The following is a 23,805-nucleotide window of genomic DNA, read 5'->3' on the forward strand; positions in this document are numbered from 1 at the left end:
GTCGAAGCGCGGGTTGATACCGACAGATTTACCCAGTTCAACCATGGTCCTTACGTCCCTGTCATTCCAGAACGGAACAGCGAAGGGAGTCTCTGCTAATGCATATGCGCGGCGGAGAATGACGTTATCAAACGAGCATCCATTACCCCACAGCTGAACAGTGTGACTACCGTTAGCAGCATTTTCAGCAATGAAGTCAGCCAGTAGTTCAAGGGTTTCACGCAGCCCCATGGCCTCATCAACCAGAATTGCAGAGCGGGCTTCAGATGATTGTTTCAACCACCACTGAATTGTTGACGCATCCGGTTTCATGCCAAACGACATCGATGATTCAAGACTGACAACCTGGTAAAATTCGGCACCAGTGTTACCAGTTGAAGGATCAAAATATACGGCGCCGATAGAGACTATTGGTGCATCAGGACCGCTGCCCATAGTTTCCAAATCAACCATCAGGTGAGTATAAAAAGCGTTCAGGTGATCCGTATCTATATGGTGAACGGGTTCATTATTCAGGGAAGCTGGAGGCTCACCAGTTGCATCAGTGCTTTCAACTGGCAAAGCTGCTGCTTCGCCCTGAGGCACATCAGGATTGGCTTTGATTTCGCTGTTGTCAGTTTTTTCCATCTGCACATCGCTGGTGGTTTCCTCGGTATTGGCTTGATGTAATTTTTCTTCGACCGCGCGCTGGCGTACCTGGTCTACGACAGAAAGCGCTGGCGCCGGCTGGTTACCCATCAGGCCATCAATGGAGAAAACACCGTTGCCCATGTTGGCGATTTCTGGTTGCTCGGTTATTGCCTTCTGTTCAGCTGTGGACTTCTCTTTAATCTCGTTTTCCCAGCTTTTTTCTGGTACGTGACCGGCTGCCGCCAGAGTTTCTTCAGTTGGGTGCTGGTGGTCGGTTTCAGTCAGGTTTTTGTTGATGTAACGGCTCAGCAGTTCCGGGAAATGGTGATTGTTTTCTTCTGCACTACGAATAAGCGCGAAAATTGCGGCGCGGGAATAATCCAGGATGCCAGCGCGTTTGCGCAGGGCGACGGACCACTCTTTGAACGGGCTTTCGTTTTTAGCAATGATCTCTTTTGCACGACGGAAAACGCCACCTGGGATATCGTAGATGTTGAAATCCATTGGGAGTGTGGCCAGCGCAATATCAATGTCCAGAGTGTCCAGCGTGTGGACAAGATCCGGGTTGCGATCGGTCTTATTGCCACCACCAGCGTTGGTTCCGGAGTCAGTGCGCTGAATCTGCGACACACGATTGCCTTTACACCACTCTTTAATCAGCAGCCCACGGTCAATGTGCTCAGTATTGAACCAGGCCTTAAAGAACTGAATAACCGCCACCAGCATCATTACAGCCAGAGCCAGCACAGTAACCGTGAACAAGCCGCCAGTGCAGTTGCCTGCGGTTAAGCCGGTAGTTGGTGTTCTGGTCGATCCTGAGTCCCCGCAAACCTTTATGAAACGCCCAAAGCGTATCCGTTGGACGGCCCCCCGATATCTGGAATGGATTAAAACACAGCCCTGCGAATGCTGCGGTAAACCATCAGATGATCCACACCATTTAATTGGCTGGGGGCAGGGAGGGATGGCAACGAAGGCGCATGATATTTTCGCGATCCCCCTGTGTCGTCAGTGCCATACAGAACTACATAACGACCCGGTGAAGTTTGAGCGAAAGCATGCGCCTCAGCCGGTAATGATTATCAGAGTGCTGGACCGGGCTTATGGGCTCGGTGTTCTGGCGTAAGGAGAATAACAGGATGACACCACGTCAACGCCGCAATCATTTTGATGCACTTGGTAAAGCTGCTGCTGCGCTGCGTAAAAGCTGGCTGGGTAAATGTATCCTCCTGACGGGGATCCAGTCCGGATGGATTAAATCCCTGCTCACTACCTGGGGGGAAGGTGTGGGAGGAAAAACAGCGCCTCGTTTGCCGCGAGGACATGCGTGCTGGAATGTGCTTAAGGGACGGAACTGGTCAGATAAGGCACTCGAGCGATTCACAGTTGCGTTAAATCAGGCGAGAGAAGAGGGATTCCGTGGACAGCAGGCAATGAACAGGGCAATCAGTTCATTGCCATTACGGTGCTGGTGGCCGTCGCATTTATCGCCGGAAACGAGTGGAGTAACCGCGGTTGGGAAAAAAAGTGGGCCGAGCGTGACAGCGCGGAATCATCGCAGATAGCGAACGCACAGACCGCAGCTCGCATGATTGAACAAGGGCGAGTTATTGCCCGTGATGAGGCTGTAAAAGATGCACAAGCACAAGCCGCTAAATCTGCTTCTACTGCTGCTGGCCTGTCTGCCACTGTTAGTCAGTTGCGCACCGAAGCAACAAAGCTTGCCGCCCGCCTGGACGCCGCAAAGCACACCTCAGATCTTGCCGCTGCCGTCAGAAGCAATACAGCCGGAACCAACGCCGCAGTGCTCGCCGACATGCTCGGAAATATTGCAGAAGAAGCTAAATATTTTGCTTCAATCGCTGACCAACGTTACACAGCTGGAATAACATGTGAAAGGATTTATAAATCGATTCAAAATGTAAGTGAACATACCCATAATTAACTTTAATTATTATTCATAAATTTCAAATGGTTAGCGCACAATTTAAGGGGTTAAATTAATATTGATACTTTGGCTTATTGGAATTGTCTGATTTATTTTGTAAATACAGACTATTCTGAATGTTTTTAACATAATGAATTACAAGTGTTTTTTATAATGGAAAGTGGTCTTTTGTAAATTTTTGAAAACAAGTTTTAACTTGAAATTTCGTTTTAGTATAAAGGCCACTCTTTTAAGATGGGAATAAGATTAAGCATATTAATATCGGTCTTCTAAAATAATATTGGTTAGATAACTCACGTTTAGTGTGACCATATAAAACAATCGCTTAAGGTTATGGATAATTGCCACCTAGGAGTGGGTTATGTCAAAGAAACATAAGTTAAGTAGGGTTTTTCTCGCGGTTATATCTGCAATATTCAGTGTGAATGCTCATTCGTCAAATATTTCTGATGGGCAAACGCTAACTATTGATACACAAGCTACTGATACACTGACAAATGTGGGATATATAAGCGAGGGGACATTAATTGTCACTTCTGGTGGAGAATTTACTACTAATTATTTGAGTGCTGGTAGAAATGGTGGGCATGGGGTAATTGAAGTTATTAATGGTGGGGTTATAAATGTCAGCAATTCCCAATATGCAAATCCATTTAGTATCGGAGGATCGTCTGATAGTTCTGATGGGTCTCCCCCAGCATTTGGCTCTTTAATTATTTCTGGTGAAGGAAGTATAGTTACATATAACCCTAACAACACTTCAATAGATGTAGGAGCAAAAGATGGTAGTGGTTATATCAGCATACTTGATGGTGGTAAACTAATCGATAATGGAACTAGTACTTCATTTGGTGGTGTTTGGATTGGTAGTCGTACCTCTGCCGGAAGTACAACATCCGGGAGCGTCGTTATTGATGGTGTTGATAGCGAGTTGTGGAGTGCTGCCAGGATTATCGTTGGAACGTACAGCTATGGAACTTTGAGCGTCACTAACGGTGGAAAAGCTCATACTGCCAATAATATAAATATAGGTAATCAACCAGAAACTAGAAATTATGATAATACTTTAACTGTATCTGGAACTGGCTCGACAGTTGAAGCGGGAACACTTATTACCATAGGGTTAAATGGCAAAGGTACCGCTGTTGCTGCAGATGAAGGGACACTCAGTGCACAGGAGATTCGTATTGCATCAGGCGCAAATTCTATAGGCGAACTGGCGGTGGGGGCAAGAGCCGGTGAGGCTGCTGCTTCGGCAGGAATAATTGACACACAAAAAATTGTCTTCGGCTCAGGTAGTGGAGTTTTAAATTTAAATCATACCAGTAGTGACTTTACCCTCGCGGCAGATATCAGTGGTAATGGCACCATTAATGCACTGAGTGGAGTATCAACTCTTTCAGGCGATAATTCGGCGTACCAAGGGAATTTTAATATTGATGCCCCGGCTACGCTCATTATTTCAGACCAAAAGAATATCGGGACCAACGCTGTTTCTATTACCGGCGGAACACTGGCAATTGATGCCACCCAGAATTGGGAATTCATAAATACATTGGCGGGACAGGGCACGCTGTCAGTGGATACCGGCGGGAATAATTTTGATTTCAACTCATCTCCCCTGACCGACGCTTTTAGTGGGATCCTGGCGCTGAAGGATACGGTTTTTTCACTTGCAGGAACGAATACCGCTGCGCTGAGAAATGTGATATTGAATCTTGGCGCTGAGAGTGTAACAAAGGTGGGCGATGGTCAGCAAAATCTTAAAGGACTCGTCTTTGATGGCGGCACGCTGATTTTTGGTGATGTCACCCCCGGGAAAACGGTAAGCGATAATACGATTTTTACCACCGGAACCCTGGATATCTCTGGCCAGGGCACAGTACAAATCAACACAGGTAGTGATTTCAGTAATGTACTACCCACGCCAGGTGGCACGATTCCCTTACTTGCGCAGGATGATGGCAACATCCTGGTTCAACTTGCATCCGGTGACAGTGTTACTGGTAGTGGAGGGAATCTGTCACTAACCGATCAGAATGGCAATATTATCAGCAACGGTGGTGCTATCAGCGATATTACCCAGAACGGCATGACTGTGGCACAAGGAACTTATGATTATCGACTGACAGGTGGGGATAACAGCGACGGTTTGTATGTCAACTACGGGCTAACTCAGGTGGAATTGCTGGGGCAGGAGAATAATGCACTGGTGCTGACAAGCGAAGGTCGTGTTGGCAGTTCAGCTGACTTGAGTGCAAAACTGACCGGAGCAGGCGATCTGGCTATCGACACCGGAGAAGGGAATACGGTCTCTTTGTCAAATTTGGAAAATGACTACACGGGGACGACGGATATCCGTAGCGGTACGCTGCTGATGCAGAATGATAACGTTCTGGGGAGTACGGCTCTGCTGCAGATGGCACAGAATACCGGTCTTGAGATGAATGGATACAGCCAAACGGTAGAACGGGTCGATATATCAAAAGATGCTCTGGTCAGCCTTGACGGCGGTAATTTGAACATCAACCAGGGTGGGCTGATAAATGGCGAACTGACGGGAAGTGGCACGCTTGCACTGAACAGTGGAACTCTAGAAGTGGACGGGTCTAACGAATCATTGAGTGCAGACGTTACTATCGCTGAGATCACGACTGTAAACTTGAATTCGGTTCAGGGGCTGGGGACTGGTTCACTTGACCTGGCGGGACGGCTCAATATGACGGATGCAGAAGGCTCGATGGCTAACGATCTGAGCAACTCCGGCACTCTGGCATTGAATGCCAGTCAGGTAAAACTTACAGGTAATAATAGCGAGTTCAACGGGATTTTCACGGTTGATGCTGACAGTAATTTGATGGCATCAAACGCTGCACATTTGGGTGATGCCGCTGTCCAAAATGAGGGGCTGTTGACTCTCTCCACCGATGAATACTGGCAACTCAATAACAGTATCACGGGAAGCGGAGATCTGCGGAAAGAGGGCATTGGCACAGTGGCGCTGGGTGTAAACAGCACGTTATACACCGGAACGACTGACATCCTGCATGGAGGGCTGACGTTTGGGGCAGGAGATAATTCCGCCACGCTGGCATCCTCACAGGTCAATATTTTTGAAGGAGGCTCCCTTGCGGGTAATGGTACCGTCTCCGGCAGCATCAGTAATCAGGGGATCTTACAGGTTGGGGCATCTCCGGCGGAATCAGTTTCTCGCCAGGCACTGATGAGCACTTTTGCAGCAGCAAGTACAGATATACTTACAATTAACGGTAGCCTGACGAACAGTGGATTTGTAAGACTTGCCCGGGTATCCGATACCGCTCAGGCAGGCAATCAGCTTGTGATCAACGGTGACTATACAGGCAATGAGGGACATCTGATTTTTAATACTGTGTTAAATGATGATGCTTCCACCACGGACCATATGAGCGTGGCAGGAGATACCACTGGCACCACAAGTGTTAGCGTTTCCAATGCGGGGGGCTCAGGCGCGCAGACTCTGGAAGGTATTGAATTGATTAATGTGGGGGGGCGTTCTGATGGTGAGTTCATTCAGGATGGACGCATAGTCGCTGGGGCTTACGATTACTCTCTGGTTCGCGGCGAGGGTTCAGCACATAACAACTGGTATCTGACCAGCATGACAGAAATGGTGGAACCCGGTGAACCGAGTGAACCAGGTACACCTGGCGGTGAATCACAACTACGTCCCGAAATGGGCAGCTATATTGCCAATAACCTGGCGGCAAACACTCTGTTTATGACCCGTTTGCATGATCGTCTTGGGGAAACTCAGTACACAGATATTCTGACCGGAGAGAGAAAAGTCACCAGCATGTGGATGCGTAATGCTGGTGGGCATACCCGTTTTAAAGACGGCAGTGGTCATATCGGAACACAGAGTAACCGTTATATTTTGCAGATTGGCGGCGATGTGGCGCAGTGGAGTACGGATGGACTGGATCGTTGGCACCTTGGTGTTATGGGGGGATATGCCAATAGCCAGAGCCGCAGCAAATCAAACCTGACTGGGTATACTTCTCGTGGACAGGTTAACGGTTATAGCACGGGACTGTACGGGACCTGGTATTCCAATGATGCTGACAAAAGCGGGATGTATGTTGATACCTGGATGCTTTACAACTGGTTTGACAACACCGTGTCGGGGCAGGGACAGGCAACAGAGAAATATAAATCACGTGGGATCACGGCGTCACTGGAGACCGGATACAGTCTGAAACTGGCACAGCGCAATCGTGACAGCTACTGGATTCAGCCTAAAGCACAGTTAGTATGGATGGATGTGCAGGCTGACAATCATCAGGAGCAGAACGGTACCATGGTGAAAGACGACACAGATAGTAATCTGATGACTCGTCTGGGAATCAAAGGGTATATCAACGGTCGTAATGCAATCGATGATAATAATGACCGGACCTTTCAGCCGTTTATCGAAGTGAATTGGATCCATAACACACACAATTCCAGCGTGACGATGAACGACGTGCGTAATGAAATGCGTGGTGCGAAGAATATTGGTGAAGTGAAAGCGGGTGTGGAAGGGCAGATCACGTCGCGATTGAATCTGTGGGGTAACGTGGCACAGCAGGTGGGTGACCAAGGATACAGTGATACGCAGGGTATGGTTGGGATTAAATATGTCTGGTAATGAGTCAGTGACAGTTATGGACTCTCAACGATATCCTAAAGTCACTCTCAACGTGAGTATTAGCCCATGGGTTGCTGATGTTTTGAATAAAAAAGAGTATATGGTACTGGAATTTTTATTGATTGGTTTTAATGTTAAAACCATTTCCGATATTCAACGAGGGAACATTAAGACTATTTCCTCCAGGAAAATGTCTATATATAGAAAGTTAAGTATCATAAGTGATACGACTCTTTACAGAGACTTACTTGAGCAAAATGCAATAGTACTTTCAAAATTAGATATTTAATTATAAAAGAAGAGGTAGGAGCAAGCGGGTCCTTTCCAGTGAACCGCTTTGTTACGGGGCGGCGACCTCGCAGATTCTCGCTATTTATGAAAATTTTCAGGCATTTGCCGTTTCCGTTCTTCTTCTATCTAACTCATTGTTTTAACTGAATACACCTTCAAAAAAGAAAGGAAACGATAAGCCTTAAAAACGGCTAAATAACCAGAGGGCGTTTCCTTTCTCTGTTTTTGTGCATGGAGTGAGCTATGGAGGTCAACAAAAAGCGTCTTTCTGAAATATTTGGGGTCAGCGTGCGAACCATTCAGAACTGGCAGGATCAGGGAATGCCTGTAGCACGTGGTGGCGGAAAAGGTAATGAGGTCCTCTATGACTCTTCCGCGGCTATCGAATGGTATTCCTCACGCGACGCGGCGATTGAGAATGAGAAATTACGCAAGGAGGTGGAAGACCTTCGTCTTACATCGGAATCCGACCTCCAGCCAGGTACGATTGACTATGAGCGTCACCGCCTTACCCGGGCGCAGGCAGACGCCCAGGAACTAAAAAATGCAAAAGATTCCGCTGAGGTGGTGGAAACCGCATTCTGCACGTTCGTGCTGTCGCGGATGGCCGGAGAAGTAGCCAGCATTCTTGATGGAGTTCCTCTGTCGGTTCAGCGGCGCTTCCCGGAGCTGGAAAACCGACATATTGATTTCCTGAAGAAGGACATCATTAAAGCCATGAACAAAGCAGCTGCGCTGGATGAAATAATACCGGGGTTGCTGAGTGAATATATCGAACAGTCAGGTTAAGGGGCTGCAGCACTCTGCGCGCGCGGGTCTACTTTCGCTGTACCGACCTGAGCCGCAAACGGCGGTTGAATGGGCAGACGATAATTACTATCTCCCCAAAGAGTCGGCCTACCAGGAGGGGCGTTGGGAAACGTTGCCGTTTCAGCGCGCGATCATGAATGCGATGGGTAACGACTACATTCGTGAAGTTAACGTTGTTAAGTCTGCCCGTGTTGGCTATTCAAAAATGTTGCTGGGTGTTTATGCGTATTTTATACAGCACAAGCAGCGAAATTCCCTTATCTGGCTGCCCACGGATGGTGACGCCGAAAACTTCATGAAGTCGCATGTTGAGCCGACGATCCGCGATATTCCGTCACTTCTGGCGCTGGCCCCCTGGTATGGCAAAAAGCACCGGGACAATACGCTCAGTATGAAACGCTTCTCCAATGGTCGCGGGTTCTGGTGTCTGGGTGGTAAGGCGGCGAAAAACTATCGCGAAAAGTCAGTGGATGTTGCCGGCTATGACGAACTCGCTGCTTTTGATGAGGACATTGAGAAAGAGGGTTCCCCGACGTTTCTGGGTGACAAACGTATTGAGGGCTCTGTCTGGCCTAAATCTATTCGTGGCTCAACGCCAAAAACAAAGGGAACCTGCCAGATTGAGCGTGCTGCCAGCGAATCCGGGCATTTCATGCGCTTTCATGTTGCCTGTCCGCACTGTGGTGAAGAGCAGTATCTTAAGTTCGGCGACAAAGAGACCCCGTTCGGATTCAAATGGACACCTGGCGAACCCTCCAGCGTCTTTTACCTGTGTGAACATAATGCCTGCGTCATTAAGCAGCAGGAGCTGGATTTCAGTGAAGCCCGTTATGCGCGATAGATGGGGAATTCAGGATCAAGCGATACCAAACTCACCCTCAGCCCCACCTGATAAATCTGGAGAACGGGAGAAGGGAAGCGCTGCCAGAAGATGGTGATGGCTACAATTCCTCACACGCAATATTTGGAATTATCACGTACATCATTAATGATGCCAGGAATGCGGAATTTGATGACTGCCCGGTGATGTGAATAGTTGAAACTTTACGATAAAGTCGATGTTTTGAGTCGGGGTTTTTCCCCGATTATTCCCCGTTGCTTCCCCGTTCAGAAAACAGGCATAAAAAACCAGCCGTAACAGGCTGGTTCTTCGAGGATTTTTGGTCGGCACGAGAGGATTTGAACCTCCGACCCCCGACACCCCATGATGGCGAGTTACCGTCTGAAGGGCAGCTATGTGCCAAAAACGGAAGTAGCTAATAACAGTTTGTGTGGAACAACGGGGAGCAGCTTACGGCAATTATCGATGTTGTGGTTGGGAAAACCTCAGTGACAGATCTTCTGCTTGGGGCATTCCCAGTTTACGCCAACCCTTCCTACAAGCTTTTACAGGAGGTCAAATGCTTTTTAAGCATTTATTTAGTCATGATATTGATAAACCCTATCACGAGTAGTGCTTAAGGGGGATGAGTTAAGAATCCCCCATTTTGCTTGCATTTCATAGAAAAGCTTTAAATCCTCTTCTGTAATATTTCCCTTCTCACGATAAACTAAAGCGAAGTCTTTCTTATAGACCCTAGCCATAAAATTTTTATAGTTTGAATCCCAAGCCCTAGAAACCTCTGAGATATTATCAAACACAACCACTACAATATTTCTATTTTTTGCTTTCGTCTCTTGATAATAAGTCGCGTAGGCTTGTGCAATCAAGCGTCGCTCTTTCTCATAGTCCGTCTTACTCATTCCTTTACAAACAGCCTTTGGAAAAATAACCACAGCAAAAATCGAATTACTAGTATAAGATGGGTCATCCTCTCCCAATAAAATTAATCGACTACTAATAGCTCGCCCCGACGTTTCTTTAAACTTAGAGACAATACTTTTAGAAAATTCTCTACGACTTAGCCGATCAAAATTACACAAAGCCTCCAAGATATTTTGGTTCACTTCAAACTGAGTAAAACCTGTGCAGATAACTTTCCCTTTTACAAACTGAGCTGAGATACACTCAATCAAATCATCAAAAATAATTGAAACTCGATCCTCCTGTTTTCCAACTAAATAATCACTAGCATTGTTAAGTTCATTAAAGTTTTCAATTTTAAACCCGTCCTCATTAAAGTAGAAACCTGCACATCTGGTAGGGGATGGACTCAGAAGATATGTAGCTAACAAGTCAAGTTCTTTCAATTTCTCATAATTGATAAAAAAACCTTCTCGTTCAATACGTTCTTTTTCTTCCAGATAGCTAACGAATTCATTTACGGAACTTAGCTCTTGTGTTAGGGTTTCAATAGTTAAGCCATCAAAAACGTGAATGTAGTTACCATGGCGATCTCTACAGCCTGTAATAATACCATCGCCAATACCATTACCTAGATAAAGTGGATATGGGCAACCGTTAGCAATTGCCACACGATAGATTTTTAGTTGATTAATATTAGCACTATTGATAAATGGAAATTTCTCAGTTGCCAAACATTTTTCAGTAAAATATATACGATCATAATGTCGACGAATCCAACTTTCTGCGCCTTCAATTTGCTTTACAGAACTGTCAACCGCTCTTCTTTTCCAACGTTTCCAAGCTATAGACGTACCATCTTCCTCAGGAAGATGTTTTTCGACTTGTTCAGTATATACAACCTCTTTATCCGAAAAAATCACAATCGTATTACTGTAATAAACCAGAAGATCGCAGATTTCGTTCCCTTTTTTATTTTTCTTGATGCCTTCATCGTTATATAAACTAGTCCAAGTCCAGAGCTTTAGAAATGTCTTATCACAAATTTCAGATAATTTTCTTTCAGTTTCAGTAAAACCTATATTTCTCTCTGGAAAAATCATTGTTTTATGTATATCCATTGTGTTCGTCATAACCATTTTCAGTAATAAACCACCTCTTATAATATTCTAACAATCATCATACTTCTATTATTCTCATCACAATAACTCAGCTATTCCCCTTAATCAGATGATCTTCCGCACCTCGCTCAAAGCAGACGTTTCCCCTGTCGCATCGTACATTAACGCATAGTTTGGATTAACTCTGGTCCTTGATTCTTAACATTCCCGACGGCACGCGTCACGGCGTGCCAAAAAAATTTATCAGCGGACACGGAACCGTCAGCTACAATCTCCTCCGCTTCTTTCCCTCCAATATTCTGCCTCATCCATTCGCGGGCAGCATCTGGTGACAGTACCAGTGGCCGCCTGTCGTGAATATCTACCAGTCCTTTATCGGCAGCAGCTGTTACTATCAGGAATCCTTCAGCTTCATCTCCACGTTCGAATGGTGTGCTGCCGATCGCCGCCATGAAAATCGGCTGGCCATCGGCTCGATGAATAAAGTAGGGCTGCTTTATGTCACCTTCCTTTTTCCATTCGTACCAGCCATCAGCAAAGCAAATTGCGCGACCATGTTGCCAGAGTGGTTTAAACATTCTGCTGGTGGCCGCAGTTTCAGACCGTGCGTTAATGAGTGGCGGTTTATCCCACCAACCGGGGGCGTATCCCCAGATAACTGGATCAAGATGCAACTGCTCATCACGTTCGCTGAGTAGCAGAACTTTTGTGCCTGGCGCGACGTTAAAACGACCGATTGGTTCGGGATCGTATGGTATGTAGAGTTCGGCCTCATCAGCGAGCAGAACGAGATAATTTTCACGCGTCATTGATTGAACGAAACGTCCACACATAGACACCTCCAGTCTCCAGACTGAAAGTATAGGTACTCAAGGAATATCTTATAAAATACGTTCTGCAAAACAATTTAAATATATCGGCGAATCATAAGCTTACAACACCTTCAAAATGTTGATTTAGAGATGGCAAAATATCAATAAAACGCTTTTAATTCATGCTGATAGTGTAAAATCAGATGTATATCGGTCTGGTACATGGATATCGATACCACCGCGAGCTACAAACTGGCTGGCGCGCAGCAGCATGACAGCGTACGCCTCGATCCGTGGGTGTTTATGTTCTCTGCGGGTTATCGCTTCTAAGTCCGTGATTAAAATGCTGAAAGGCTGATCGCTCCACGGTCAGCTTTTTTTATTGCCCATTTATTTCTTCCAGCCACTCTCCCCGTCGATGTAATGCTACTCTTTAAGCAAACTGGCTTTGAGGGCATTCACAATGATGTTGACTCGCCACCTGCTACAACAAAAAATCACGCTTCTGGAACCATTCACCGAAGATCAAACGGCAGCGTTTGCCGTGAGTGCCGCGCGTGAATTACTGATTTATATGGATAAAATTGAGACGCTGGAAAAACGTATTGCGACTCCGGTTACACTACCTTTTTGCAGCGCCAGTCCGGTTTGTGAGATTGAAGCGGGCTACGCCGCAGGCGTGAGCGATTGTCGTGAGGCCATTCGTCGGGCAGGATATCCGATTGAGGGTGATGATTAGTTTGCATTTATGTTAACAAAAATGCGCTTTTATTGTATAAGTCTGTAACTTTAGCTCGCATAACAACGGGCTTCTAACTCATCAGCTTAGGGAAGGTTAATATTCTCAATCAACGTACAGCGCAGTTATGCAACAACAAAAACGGGTAACCGGTTTGGCAATATGTTAACTATCAGGGTGGACTCGTGAAGATTGTGCAGGACAAGCTCAGAAACAGGCAGGCACTGCTGGTATCAGGGCTCATTACGTTGATATTTACCTCGTTGTTTCTGTTTATTATTTATGAGCAGCGTATGGCTGCAGCCAGCGAAGGTGTTAACCGCCTGCAAGCGCGCATGATGGACATTTTTAACGATAACGAGCTGATCGCCGATGCAATTGGTGAGCGCTATCACCATATCAAAACGGGTGAACAATGCGGCGATATTTCACAATTTGTTCCCCGCTATGAGAATGAATGGGGTATTAACGCCGACCCAAAGCGGCTGCATTCGGCGACGGGGACAATGGTTGCCCAGCAAATCGGTCACAACGCGCTGTGTATGTATACGGCGGCGGAGTTTATTCGCGGCATGGTCAATGAGCTGAACCCAGGCAGCTTCGATGCACATCGTTATATTATTGCCAAAAATTCAGATTATTTTTACTGGTTTATGGCTTCCGATTCGCGCAATTTCAGTTTCTCTAATTCTGAAATGGCGCGGGATATTACCCAATTTTTCTATCCGCCGGTCGATTTCTATACCCGACTGCTGCAGAAAAATGTCAAAAATAAAGCCCTTAGTTCCACGAACTTTTATACCGATAAAATTACCGGTGAAAAAGCTTATAGCGTGGTGAGCTATATCTACGATCTGTCTGGTAAAGAGATATCAGACCAAATTGTGGCCTATCTGGTCTATGACCATTCAAAGCCAGAATTGCAGGAAGCGTTGGCTCAGGCATTTGACGACCAAATTCCACCGGAGCTGAATGTGGAGTTGGTGAATTTAACCAATAATGAGAGTCTCTGCTTATCCGGTAAATGTAACGGTCAATCCCGCTTTATGGTGCGCAATTTTTCGGAGAAATATGCACTGCACTATTCACTTTCATTAGGCCGTTTTATGGCGCGCGACCCGCATGCAGGAATCGTTATGCTGCTGGCGCCGTTCTTTTTCATCATCATTAGTTTCTCGTTAAAATCATGGCTGAACGAAAGCGATCTTAAAGTTTATATTGATACGCTGACCGGCTGTTTTAATCGTCGAATTCTCGACATCATTAAGCGCCGTGATTTATCACACTGTTCGGTGGTGCTACTGGACTGCAATAAGTTTAAGGCCGTCAATGATACCTGGGGCCATGCGGCGGGCGATCGTGCGCTGCAAATTATTGCCAACAGGATGTTGTCAAACACCCGCACCAGTCACGATATTGTGATCCGTACCGGCGGGGATGAATTTATGATCCTGCTGTTTCGCTCGCAGGCTAATGACGCCTTCGCGATCGCGCAACGTATTAGCGGGCAGGTGACCAGCCATGTGTTTGTGGTGGACGGCCATACCGTGCCATTGTCAGTCTCGTGGGGGATTGCAGAGGTGAACGGCGAATTGGATGTGGCGATTCAGAATGCGGATAACGCCATGTATAAAATGAAGCATAAGAAAGAGGGATAAAACCGCCAGAAGTTTCTGGCGGTTGATGTAGCTTACTGGCGGGTGGCGGCTTTCATCGCGCTGACAAAAGCGTTCAGCTCAGCCAGCATTTGTTCTGGTACCGCAACATTCTTCTCAATGATTTTCACAATCGCCGAGCCGGAAATTGCGCCAGCAGCGCCGGCTTCAATAGCACCGGCGACCTGTTCAGGCGCAGAGATACCGAACCCCTGTAAAGAAGGCGGCGCATCATATTCTTTCAATTTTTCGACCAGGTGATGCAGCGGTAACGCCGCACGATTTTCCGCACCGGTAACACCTGCACGCGAAAGCAGGTAGGTATAGCCGCGACCGTAAGAGGCAATCTGGCGCAGCAGTTCTTCATCGGCGTTCGGCGGACAGATAAAAATAGGTGCGATGTTGTGGCGCAGTGCCGCAGCTCTGAATGGTGCGGATTCCTCAACGGGAACATCAGCCACTAACACAGAATCCACGCCCACTTTTTCACACTGGGCGTAAAACTCATCAATGCCCTTACTGAACACCAGGTTGGCATACATCAGCAACCCAATGGGAATCGTCGGGTGCTTCTGGCGAATCAGCGCCAGCATTTCAAAGCATTGCGACGGCGTGACGCCGGCGGCAAATGCACGCAGGGTGGCTTCCTGAATAGTTGGGCCGTCAGCCAGCGGATCGGAGAACGGAATACCGAGCTCAAGGGCATCGGCACCGGCTTCAATCAGCGTATCAATGATTTTCAGTGACTGCTCAACGGACGGATCGCCCAGGGTTACGAAGGGGACAAAAGCACCTTCTTTGCGGTCCTTCAGCTGTGCAAACAGGTTTTCGTAACGTTCCATCAGATTTCCCCTCGCGCTTTCAGAATATCGTGTACGGTGAAAATGTCTTTGTCGCCGCGACCGGAGAGATTAACCACCAGTAGCTGCTCTTTTTCCGGGTTTTCACGCATCATTTTCAATGCGTGCGCCAGGGCATGGGAGGACTCCAGTGCCGGAATAATCCCCTCGTGCAGACACAGCGTTTTGAAGGCTTCCAGCGCTTCATCGTCGGTGATCGAAACATAATCGGCGCGACCAATGCTGTTCAGATACGCATGCTGTGGTCCGACTGACGGGAAGTCCAGCCCCGCAGATACAGAGTAAGACTCTTCAATCTGTCCTTCTTCGGTCTGCATCATGGGGGACTTCATGCCGAAGTAAATCCCGACACGGCCATGTTTCAATGGCGCACCATGTTCCCCGGACTCAATCCCGTGACCGCCTGGCTCTACACCAATCAGACCGACGCTGGCTTCATTAATAAAGTCGGCGAACATACCGATGGCATTAGAACCGCCGCCCACGCAGGCGATAACGGCGTCCGGCAGGCGCCCCTCTTTTTCGAGAATCTGTGCTTTGGTTTCTTCACCGATCATGCGCTGGAATTCACGAACAATGGTCGGGAAGGGGTGCGGACCTGCCGCCGTACCGAGCATATAGTGCGCGGTATCGTAGCTGCCAGACCAGTCGCGCAGCGCTTCGTTACAGGCATCTTTCAGCGTTGCGGAACCGCTGTGAACCGGGATGACTTCAGCACCCATCAGACGCATACGGAAAACGTTAGGCGACTGGCGTTCAACGTCTTTCGCACCCATATAAATACGGCATTTCAACCCCAGCAGTGCGCTGGCGAGAGCTGATGCAACACCGTGCTGACCCGCGCCGGTTTCGGCGATGATCTCTGTTTTACCCATACGCTTCGCCAGCAACGCCTGGCCCAGTACCTGGTTAGTTTTGTGCGCGCCGCCGTGCAGTAAATCTTCACGTTTGAGATACAGCGTCGTGTTAGTGCCTTGAGTAATGTTCTGGCACTTGGTCAGTGCGGTTGGGCGACCAGCATAGTTTTTCAGCAGGTCTGTAAACTGCGCCTGAAATTCAGGATCTTTTTGCGCGCTGACAAAAGCTTCTTCCAGCTGGCGCAGGGCAGGCATCAGAATCTGTGGCACATACATACCGCCAAATTCACCAAAATATGGATTGAGTAATGTTGTCATGTCCTTTTCCTTAATATGCGCGCAGCGTCTGAAAGACCGAAGCCAAAAGACGTGCATCCTTGATGCCCGGCTGTGACTCTACGCCAGAATTGAAATCGAGACCGGCACAGCCGGCTTTTGCTGCGTCAACGCAGTTATCTGCGCCGAGTCCGCCAGCCAGTAAAACGTTATCCAGCGATTGTCCGCCTAAAAGTGACCAGTCGAAGCGTTGACCGCTGCCGCCCTGACCATTGTCGAATACGTATTTATCGACATGCTGATAATCACGGGCTGGCAAGGTCTCGCTGACGCTCAGCGCCTTCCAGATTTGTACCTGCGCGGGTAGCGCATCGCGTAGCGCATCAATATAGGCCTGGTCTTCACTACCATGCAGTTGCACGGCAGTGAGTCCCAAAGCAGCCGCTATTTCACGCACGTCGCTAATCTCTGTGTTGCGAAACACCCCGACGTATTGCAGCGGCGCGCCGGTCATGACCTCTCGTGCCTGTTCAACGCCGATCGCGCGCGGCGATGTGGGCACAAAAATCAGGCCACCGTAAATGGCGCCCGCTTCGTATGCCGCGTTTGCATCCTGAGCCCGGGTTAAACCGCAGACTTTATTCTCGCCAAGTAGTACGCGACGTACGGCGGCATGCAGATCATCGTGCGACATCAGCGCGGAGCCAATCAGAAAACCGTTGGCGAAGTGGCTGAGCTCGCGCACCTGACCATAGGTATTGATGCCGGACTCGCTGATGACGGTTACGCCATGACCCAGTCGCGGCGCCAACTGGCGGGTGCGATTCAGGTCAATCGACAGATCGCGTAAATCACGGTTATTGATACCAACGACTTTGGCGCCCAGAGCGATAGCACGCTCCAGCTCTTCTTCGTTACTGACTTCGGTCAGTACGCCCATTTTCAGGCTATGGGCGACGGCGGCGAGTTGACGGTATTGCTCATCATCAAGCACCGACAGCATCAACAGACAGGCATCCGCCTGGTAGAAACGTGCCAGGTAAATCTGGTATGGATCGATAATAAAATCCTTACACAGAATCGGCTGCGGTGCGATCCGGCTGACGATGGGCAGGAAATCAAAGCTCCCCTGGAAATATTTCTCATCGGTCAGGACGGAAATTGCGGAAGCATAATGTTTATATATCCCCGCAATCTGTGCCGGGTCAAAGTCATCGCGGATCACGCCTTTTGACGGAGACGCTTTTTTGCACTCCAGAATAAAGGCGGTGCGCGCACCCTGCAGCGCATCGTAGAAATCGCGAGAGCTGGGTTGAACATCATTCTGAAAGCTGGCCAGCGGTTGTTGCTGTTTGCGGGCTTCTACCCAAATCGCCTTGTCTGCGACAATTTTCGCTAAAACGGTTTGCATCATTTACCCTCTTGCTGCCAGAGCAGTGACGCGGTCATAGGCCGCACCGCTGCGCAGTACATTAATCACGGTTTGCGCATTGGCTTTTAAATCTTCTTCACCGTGCAGGCGCATTAACATGGCGACATTTGCGGCAACAGCAGCTTCATGAGCGGCTTCACCTTTACCTTGTAACAAGCGACTAAGAATGTCACGGTTTTCTTCCGGCGTGCCGCCAGCCAGCTGTTCCTGGTGGTATGGCGTCAGGCCAAAGTCTTCCGCCGTCAGTTGATAACTCTTGATTTCGCCATCGTGCAGCTCTGCCACAATGGTCGGCGCATGCAATGAAACCTCATCCATGCCGCCACTGTGCACTACGGCTGCCCGCTGATATCCCAATACGCGCAGCGTTTCGGCAATCGGCAGCACCAGTTCCGGGCTGTATACGCCGATCAGCGCCAGCGGCGGATGCGCCGGGTTAATCAGTGGGCCGAGCACGTTAAAGAGCGTGCGGGTTTTCAACTGTTGGCGTACCGGCATGGCATGGCGAAATCCGGTGTGATATTTCGGCGCAAACAGGAAGCACACCCCGAGGTCGTCAAGCGCCTGACGGGATTTATCGGCGTTCATATCCAGATTGATACCAAATGCCGCTAACAGATCCGAAGAACCCGATTTGCTGGATACGCTGCGGTTGCCGTGTTTGGCGACTTTCAATCCGCAAGCCGCCGCAACAAACGCGCTGGCGGTAGAAATATTGATACTGTTGCTGCCGTCGCCGCCGGTACCGACAATGTCGGCAAACAGATAATCAGGACGCGGGAACGGAGCGGCGTTTTCCAGTAGCGCGGTTGCCGCACCGGCAATTTCATTCGGGTGTTCACCACGGATTTTCATGCTCACCAGTGCTGCAGCCAGTTGTTCCGGCTTCAGTTCACCGCGTACCACAGCAGAAAACAGCTGGTGGCTTTCCTGCTGAGACAGCGTCTGAGCCTGATACAGTTTCTCCAGAATGGGTTGCAGCGTATTGGTCTGTTCGAGCTTCTGTTGCGCCCAGGCCAGCGTTTGCTCCAGCAGACGCGCGCCCTGGGTAGTCAGAATGGATTCCGGATGGAACTGGAAGCCGCAGACGCGATCGGTGTCGTGACGCACCGCCATCACCATGCCGTTAAAGTGGGCGTTGATGGTCAATCCGGCGGGCACATTACTGCCAACCAGCGAATGGTAGCGCGCCACCGGCAGCGGATTTGCCAGACCGGCGAACATTGCCTGGCCGTCGTGTTCAATGCTGGACGCTTTGCCGTGCAGGATTTCGCCAGCCTGACCGACATAACCACCATAGGCTTCAACAATCGCCTGATGCCCCAGACAAATGCCGATAATTGGCAGTTTGCCGCGCAGGCGGGTTAACAGCTCCGGCATGCAGCCGGCTTCGCTTGGCGCACCAGGACCCGGAGAGAGCATCAGCACCGGGTTTTTCATGGTTGCTAAGCGGTCAATTAACGTCTGGGCCGGAATATGGTTGCGGTAAATCACCACGTTGTGACCGTTAGTGCGCAGCTGATCTGCCAGGTTATAAGTAAAAGAGTCGATATTATCGAGCAGCAGAATGTCAGCCATTAGAAAGTCTCCTGTGCGTGGTGCGCGGTGGCGATAGCACGCAGAACCGCTCGTGCTTTATTACGGGTCTCATCGGCTTCAGACTGTGGAACAGAATCCAGCACAATCCCGGCGCCGGCCTGCACGGTGGCAATACCGTCTTCCACGAGAGCAGAACGAATCACAATACAGGTGTCCAGATCGCCATGGGCCGTGAAGTAACCTACCGCGCCGCCATAGCTGCCGCGGCGGCGACCTTCGGCTTCGGCGATAAGCTGCATGGCGCGAACCTTCGGCGCGCCGCTAAGCGTGCCCATGTTCATGCAGGCACGGTAAGCATGCAGCACATCCAGATCGCTACGCAGCTCGCCTACTACCCGGGAAACCAGGTGCATCACGAAGGAGTACCGATCCACTTTGGTCAGATCAGCAACGTAGCGGCTGCCCGGCGTACAAATGCGCGCCAGGTCGTTACGCGCAAGGTCAACCAGCATCAGGTGCTCGGAAAGCTCTTTATGGTCTGTACGCATCTCCAGCTCAATACGGCTGTCGAGATCGCGGTCAAGCGAACCGTCTGCACGACGACCGCGTGGGCGGGTTCCGGCAATCGGGTAGATTTCAATCTGGCGACTGGTGGCATCGTATTTCAGTGAGCTTTCCGGGGAGGCGCCAAACAGCGTGAAATCGTTGTCCTGCATGAAAAACATGTACGGGCTGGGGTTACTTTTCTTCAGGACATAGTAGGCTGCCAGCGGTGACGGGCAGGGCAGCGAGAAACGGCGGGACGGAACAACCTGGAAAATTTCGCCCGCGCGAATGGCTTTTTGCATCCCACGCACCACGGCGCCAAATTCTTCATCGCTCTGATTGCATTCACAGCGCATCTGCGGGACTTCAGTGACGGGCAGCGGCGGCGCAGGCTCGGTAAGCTGCTGGCTCAACTGCGCCAGTCGGGCGTTGAGTCGCTGTTTTTCTACATCGTCAGGGGTAAATACGCTGGCCTGAATGCGGGTACTTTTCTTCTGGTGGTCGATCACCATCAGCGTTTCAGCCAGATAGAAGCAGTAGTCAGGGCAACGGTTGCCCGCTTCAAGTTGTGGTAACTCTTCAAAACCGGCAACCAGGTCGTAGGAAAACAGACCGCCGAAGAACATGGCTTCACGTTCTTGCGCAGGAACATTAACCAGCTCCTGCAATAAACGGAAAGCATCAAATACGGAAAGGGAGCATAAGCGAGCGTCTTCATCAAGCAGCGGGCTGACGGCAGGGAATCGCAGATGACGGCCATTTGGTTGTTGTTCGTTCTCAACGCCAGCTGGCAGAGCGGCATCCAGCAGGGGCAGCAGCGATGCGCCGTTTGCGGATAATGCCTGAATAGTGACAGCGTCACCGAGGGCGGTAATGCGTAATGCGCTGTCGACCAGCAGCAGGCTTTTCAGATCGTCTTTGCTGTCGATATCGGCAGATTCCAGCAGCAGCGTGGCCGGGCGTGCGCCACACACCTGGTGAAACAGCGCCGTTGGATTTTCACGGTAGGCGGCATCGCAGGCTAGCAGTTCGAGTGTCGGTTTTTGAGTTTGCATCGTTATTCTCATTAATTTTGTTCAAAAAAAAGCCCGCTCATTTGGCGGGCCGGGTATCTGGTTGCATATTGCAGACGTAAGACACTGCCCGAAATCAGGAAGTGCGCCACCAACCGTGCAGAAAAAATGTTGCTTTCATCTCAGATACCTTCTTCATGTGAACTTGCGTACTAGTTAACTAGTTCGATGGAATAAAGTCAACACCTGATTTCAGTATATTTGTCGAAACCGCTATGATGAGCGTGTTAAGACATTTATTGAAACGGGAGCCGCCTTGAGCGACACGAATTACGCAGTGATTTATGACCTGCACAGTCATACTACAGCCTCCGATGGACGATTAACGCCAGAAGCCTTAGTACACCGTGCGGTAGAGATGCGAGTCGGTACACTGGCGATCACCGATCATGACACCACGGCGGGTATTGCGGCGGCAAGAGAAGAAATTTCACGTTCGGGTTTAGCGTTAAATTTGATCCCCGGCGTCGAAATATCAACGGTCTGGGAAAATCATGAGATCCATATAGTGGGTCTGAACATTGATATCGCCCATCCAATGATGCGCGATTTTCTGGCGCAACAAACGGAACGTCGTCAGCAGCGCGCACGCCTGATTGCCGAACGGCTCGATAAAGCGCATATTCCCGGCGCGTGGGAAGGGGCGTTACGTCTTGCTGATGGCGGGGCGGTTACCCGGGGCCATTTTGCGCGTTTTCTGGTGGAATGCGGAAAAGCCACAACCATGGCGGATGTCTTTAAAAAATATCTTGCCCGTGGGAAAACCGGTTACGTTCCGCCACAGTGGTGTACAATAGAACAAGCTATTGATGTCATTCATCATTCTGGCGGTAAGGCAGTTCTGGCTCATCCTGGGCGGTACGATCTTAGCGCTAAGTGGCTGAAAAGACTGGTTGCGCATTTTGCTGAACATCGCGGCGACGCGATGGAAGTGGCACAGTGCCAGCAGTCTCCCAATGAACGCACCCATCTGGCGACGCTTGCGCGTTCGCATCAACTGTGGGCATCGCAAGGGTCTGATTTTCATCTACCCTGTCCATGGATTGAGCTGGGGCGTAAACTCTGGTTGCCCGCAGGCGTAGAAGGCGTCTGGCAACTCTGGGAACAGCCCGAGACCACAGAGAGGAAAGTATGAGCCAGTTTTTTTATATTCATCCCGAAAACCCACAACAGCGACTGATCAATCAGGCCGTTGAAATCGTGCGTAAAGGTGGGGTGATCGTCTATCCAACCGATTCCGGCTATGCGTTGGGCTGCAAAATTGAAGATAAAGGCGCGATGGAGCGCATTTGTCGCATTCGTCACCTGCCGGACGGGCACAACTTTACGCTGATGTGCCGTGACTTGTCTGAACTGTCGACCTATTCGTTTGTCGACAACGTGGCCTTTCGTTTAATTAAAAACAACACGCCGGGCAACTACACCTTCATCCTGAAAGGGACGAAAGAAGTGCCACGTCGACTGTTGCAGGAAAAACGTAAGACCATCGGCCTGCGTGTACCCTCGAATCCCATTGCGCTGGCGTTGCTGGAAGCGCTGGGCGAGCCGATGCTCTCTACGTCGCTGATGCTGCCGGGCAGCGAATTTACCGAGTCAGATCCGGAAGAAATTAAAGATCGTCTGGAGAAACAGGTGGATTTAATTATCCACGGCGGATATCTCGGCCAACAGCCGACCACGGTCATCGATTTAACCGACGATTCTCCGGTCGTGTTGCGTGAAGGCGTCGGCGACGTTAAACCTTTCTTATAAGGACGCGAACCGCTATACTACGCGGCCTTAAAATGGCGCTGACTGGCGCCGTTGATTCTCCTGTTCGACGCCTGTGAAGGCGACATCTAAAGGAAGCTCTATGAGCGAAAAGTTACAAAAAGTGCTGGCGCGCGCTGGCCACGGTTCTCGCCGTGAAATTGAATCCATAATTGCCGCGGGTCGCGTGAGCGTTGATGGCAAAATTGCCACGCTCGGCGATCGCGTTGAAGTCACTCCGGGTCTGAAAATCCGTATCGACGGTCATCTGATTTCGGTTAAAGAGTCTGCGGAGCAAATCTGCCGCGTTCTGGCCTATTACAAGCCCGAAGGTGAACTGTGTACCCGTAACGACCCGGAAGGTCGTCCAACCGTGTTTGATCGTCTGCCAAAACTGCGCGATGCGCGCTGGATTGCCGTAGGGCGTCTGGACGTGAATACCTGTGGTTTACTGCTCTTTACCACCGATGGTGAACTGGCTAACCGTCTGATGCACCCAAGCCGCGAAGTTGAACGTGAATATGCGGTACGTGTGTTTGGTCAGGTTGATGATGCAAAACTGCGCGATCTGAGCCGTGGCGTGCAACTGGAAGATGGTCCTGCGGCATTTAAAACGATCAAGTTCAGCGGTGGTGAAGGGATCAACCAGTGGTACAACGTTACGTTGACCGAAGGGCGTAACCGTGAGGTCCGTCGCCTGTGGGAAGCCGTGGGTGTGCAGGTAAGTCGTCTTATCCGTGTCCGTTACGGTGATATCCCGCTGCCGAAAGGCCTGCCGCGTGGCGGCTGGACGGAGCTTGATCTTGCCCAGACCAACTATCTGCGTGAGCTGGTAGAACTGAAACCGGAAACGACCTCTAAAGTTGCCGTCGAGAAAGATCGTCGCCGTATGAAGGCGAATCAGATCCGTCGTGCGGTGAAGCGCCATTCACAGGTCGGCAGCAGTCGTCGTCCGGGCGGTCGTAGCAACAACGGCTAATCATGACCAGGCCTGATAAGCAAAGCGCCATCAGGCGTTAGCGTGGAGCCGGATGTGGTGCAAACCCTTATCCGG

Annotated in this window: 19 protein-coding genes, 4 pseudogenes and 1 other annotated feature; of the genes and pseudogenes, 14 read left to right on the forward strand and 9 right to left on the reverse strand. The window is 49.6% G+C overall.

Annotation, left to right across the window (positions count from 1 at the left end; translation table 11 throughout):
- A partial coding sequence (locus tag OGV80_RS08770) for a 3'-5' exonuclease (protein WP_353654547.1) occupies positions 1 to 1,392 on the reverse strand: 1,392 nt, incomplete at its 3' end.
- Between OGV80_RS08770 and OGV80_RS08775 the strand changes: the two genes are divergently transcribed.
- The 8 genes and pseudogenes from OGV80_RS08775 to OGV80_RS08810 form a co-directional block, all read left to right on the forward strand.
- Complete coding sequence (locus tag OGV80_RS08775; protein ID WP_502873991.1) at positions 1,385 to 1,756, forward strand: DUF968 domain-containing protein; 372 nt, start codon at positions 1,385 to 1,387, stop codon at positions 1,754 to 1,756. The genes OGV80_RS08770 and OGV80_RS08775 overlap by 8 nt on opposite strands.
- Positions 1,757 to 1,769: 13 nt before the next feature.
- Positions 1,770 to 2,108, forward strand: a pseudogene (locus OGV80_RS08780) (hypothetical protein); the annotation flags it as partial.
- Positions 2,084 to 2,575 carry a DUF2514 domain-containing protein gene (locus OGV80_RS08785; RefSeq protein ID WP_502873995.1) on the forward strand — a complete coding sequence of 164 codons (492 nt, stop codon included), beginning with the start codon at positions 2,084 to 2,086 and terminating at the stop codon, positions 2,573 to 2,575. The pseudogene OGV80_RS08780 and the gene OGV80_RS08785, both read left to right, overlap by 25 nt.
- Before the next feature lie 364 nt (positions 2,576 to 2,939).
- The gene (locus OGV80_RS08790; protein ID WP_200000605.1) at positions 2,940 to 7,247 is read left to right on the forward strand and encodes an autotransporter outer membrane beta-barrel domain-containing protein; all 4,308 of its coding nucleotides are present in this window, start codon (positions 2,940 to 2,942) and stop codon (positions 7,245 to 7,247) included.
- Positions 7,237 to 7,536: a LuxR C-terminal-related transcriptional regulator gene (locus OGV80_RS08795; RefSeq protein ID WP_200000607.1), complete on the forward strand. Its 300-nt coding sequence runs from the start codon at positions 7,237 to 7,239 to the stop codon at positions 7,534 to 7,536. Before OGV80_RS08790 ends, OGV80_RS08795 begins: the two co-directional genes overlap by 11 nt.
- 245 nt (positions 7,537 to 7,781) lie before the next feature.
- The gene (locus OGV80_RS08800) at positions 7,782 to 8,327 is read left to right on the forward strand and encodes a terminase small subunit (RefSeq protein ID WP_200000609.1); all 546 of its coding nucleotides are present in this window, start codon (positions 7,782 to 7,784) and stop codon (positions 8,325 to 8,327) included.
- Positions 8,302 to 9,180, forward strand: a pseudogene (locus tag OGV80_RS08805) (phage terminase large subunit family protein); the annotation flags it as partial. The gene OGV80_RS08800 and the pseudogene OGV80_RS08805, both read left to right, overlap by 26 nt.
- A pseudogene (locus OGV80_RS08810) lies at positions 9,177 to 9,380 on the forward strand (S24/S26 family peptidase); the annotation flags it as partial. The pseudogenes OGV80_RS08805 and OGV80_RS08810, both read left to right, overlap by 4 nt.
- Before the next feature lie 387 nt (positions 9,381 to 9,767).
- On the opposite strand, the gene OGV80_RS08815 reads toward OGV80_RS08810, so the two are convergent.
- Together OGV80_RS08815 and OGV80_RS08820 are read right to left on the reverse strand one after the other, a co-directional pair.
- Positions 9,768 to 11,225: a hypothetical protein gene (locus OGV80_RS08815; RefSeq protein ID WP_200000611.1), complete on the reverse strand. Its 1,458-nt coding sequence runs from the start codon at positions 11,223 to 11,225 to the stop codon at positions 9,768 to 9,770.
- A gap of 149 nt (positions 11,226 to 11,374) precedes the next feature.
- On the reverse strand, positions 11,375 to 12,046 hold the full coding sequence (locus OGV80_RS08820; protein WP_200000613.1) for an SOS response-associated peptidase: 672 nt from the start codon (positions 12,044 to 12,046) through the stop codon (positions 11,375 to 11,377).
- Positions 12,047 to 12,232: 186 nt separating this feature from the next.
- Here OGV80_RS08820 and OGV80_RS08825 point away from each other — a divergent pair.
- From OGV80_RS08825 to OGV80_RS08835, 3 genes and pseudogenes are all read left to right on the forward strand, one after another.
- Positions 12,233 to 12,355, forward strand: a pseudogene (locus OGV80_RS08825) (OmpW family outer membrane protein); the annotation flags it as partial.
- A 133-nt stretch (positions 12,356 to 12,488) separates the two neighbouring features.
- Positions 12,489 to 12,764 carry a hypothetical protein gene (locus tag OGV80_RS08830; RefSeq protein WP_047410825.1) on the forward strand — a complete coding sequence of 92 codons (276 nt, stop codon included), beginning with the start codon at positions 12,489 to 12,491 and terminating at the stop codon, positions 12,762 to 12,764.
- Positions 12,765 to 12,949: 185 nt separating this feature from the next.
- Entirely contained in the window at positions 12,950 to 14,422 is a 1,473-nt protein-coding gene (locus OGV80_RS08835) for a GGDEF domain-containing protein (RefSeq protein WP_043016138.1), read from the forward strand.
- A 32-nt stretch (positions 14,423 to 14,454) separates the two neighbouring features.
- On the opposite strand, the gene trpA is transcribed toward OGV80_RS08835, so the two are convergent.
- The 6 genes from trpA to trpL form a co-directional block, all read right to left on the reverse strand.
- Positions 14,455 to 15,261: a tryptophan synthase subunit alpha gene (gene trpA, locus OGV80_RS08840; protein ID WP_043016139.1), complete on the reverse strand. Its 807-nt coding sequence runs from the start codon at positions 15,259 to 15,261 to the stop codon at positions 14,455 to 14,457.
- A complete protein-coding gene (trpB, locus tag OGV80_RS08845; RefSeq protein ID WP_043016140.1) occupies positions 15,261 to 16,454 on the reverse strand; it encodes a tryptophan synthase subunit beta in 1,194 nt (397 codons plus the stop codon). Before trpB ends, trpA begins: the two co-directional genes overlap by 1 nt.
- Positions 16,455 to 16,464: 10 nt before the next feature.
- Complete coding sequence (gene trpCF, locus OGV80_RS08850) at positions 16,465 to 17,823, reverse strand: bifunctional indole-3-glycerol-phosphate synthase TrpC/phosphoribosylanthranilate isomerase TrpF (RefSeq protein ID WP_213732160.1); 1,359 nt, start codon at positions 17,821 to 17,823, stop codon at positions 16,465 to 16,467.
- A gap of 3 nt (positions 17,824 to 17,826) precedes the next feature.
- Positions 17,827 to 19,422 carry a bifunctional anthranilate synthase glutamate amidotransferase component TrpG/anthranilate phosphoribosyltransferase TrpD gene (trpD, locus tag OGV80_RS08855; protein ID WP_003020639.1) on the reverse strand — a complete coding sequence of 532 codons (1,596 nt, stop codon included), beginning with the start codon at positions 19,420 to 19,422 and terminating at the stop codon, positions 17,827 to 17,829.
- On the reverse strand, positions 19,422 to 20,984 hold the full coding sequence (locus OGV80_RS08860; protein ID WP_047410834.1) for an anthranilate synthase component 1: 1,563 nt from the start codon (positions 20,982 to 20,984) through the stop codon (positions 19,422 to 19,424). The genes trpD and OGV80_RS08860 overlap by 1 nt, the downstream gene beginning before the upstream one ends.
- Positions 20,985 to 21,007: 23 nt before the next feature.
- Positions 21,008 to 21,102 (reverse strand) — a sequence feature (Trp leader region).
- Positions 21,079 to 21,123, reverse strand: coding sequence for a trp operon leader peptide (gene trpL / locus OGV80_RS08865; RefSeq protein ID WP_191229385.1), 45 nt, complete (start codon positions 21,121 to 21,123; stop codon positions 21,079 to 21,081). (Overlaps the previous feature by 24 nt.)
- Before the next feature lie 135 nt (positions 21,124 to 21,258).
- On the opposite strand from trpL, the gene rnm reads away from it, so the two are divergent.
- The 3 genes from rnm to rluB all read left to right on the forward strand — a co-directional run bounded on the left by rnm (position 21,259) and on the right by rluB (position 23,730).
- Positions 21,259 to 22,137 (forward strand): RNase RNM, encoded by an 879-nt coding sequence (gene rnm / locus OGV80_RS08870; protein ID WP_043016143.1) that lies wholly within the window; start codon positions 21,259 to 21,261, stop codon positions 22,135 to 22,137.
- Complete coding sequence (locus tag OGV80_RS08875; RefSeq protein WP_003020628.1) at positions 22,134 to 22,754, forward strand: L-threonylcarbamoyladenylate synthase; 621 nt, start codon at positions 22,134 to 22,136, stop codon at positions 22,752 to 22,754. The genes rnm and OGV80_RS08875 overlap by 4 nt, the downstream gene beginning before the upstream one ends.
- 100 nt (positions 22,755 to 22,854) lie before the next feature.
- A complete protein-coding gene (gene rluB / locus OGV80_RS08880; RefSeq protein ID WP_003020625.1) occupies positions 22,855 to 23,730 on the forward strand; it encodes a 23S rRNA pseudouridine(2605) synthase RluB in 876 nt (291 codons plus the stop codon).
- Positions 23,731 to 23,805: the final 75 nt, after the last annotated feature.

It is taken from the genome of Citrobacter sp. Ce119, assembly GCF_030334525.1.
GTDB classification, from domain to species: domain Bacteria; phylum Pseudomonadota; class Gammaproteobacteria; order Enterobacterales; family Enterobacteriaceae; genus Citrobacter; species Citrobacter europaeus.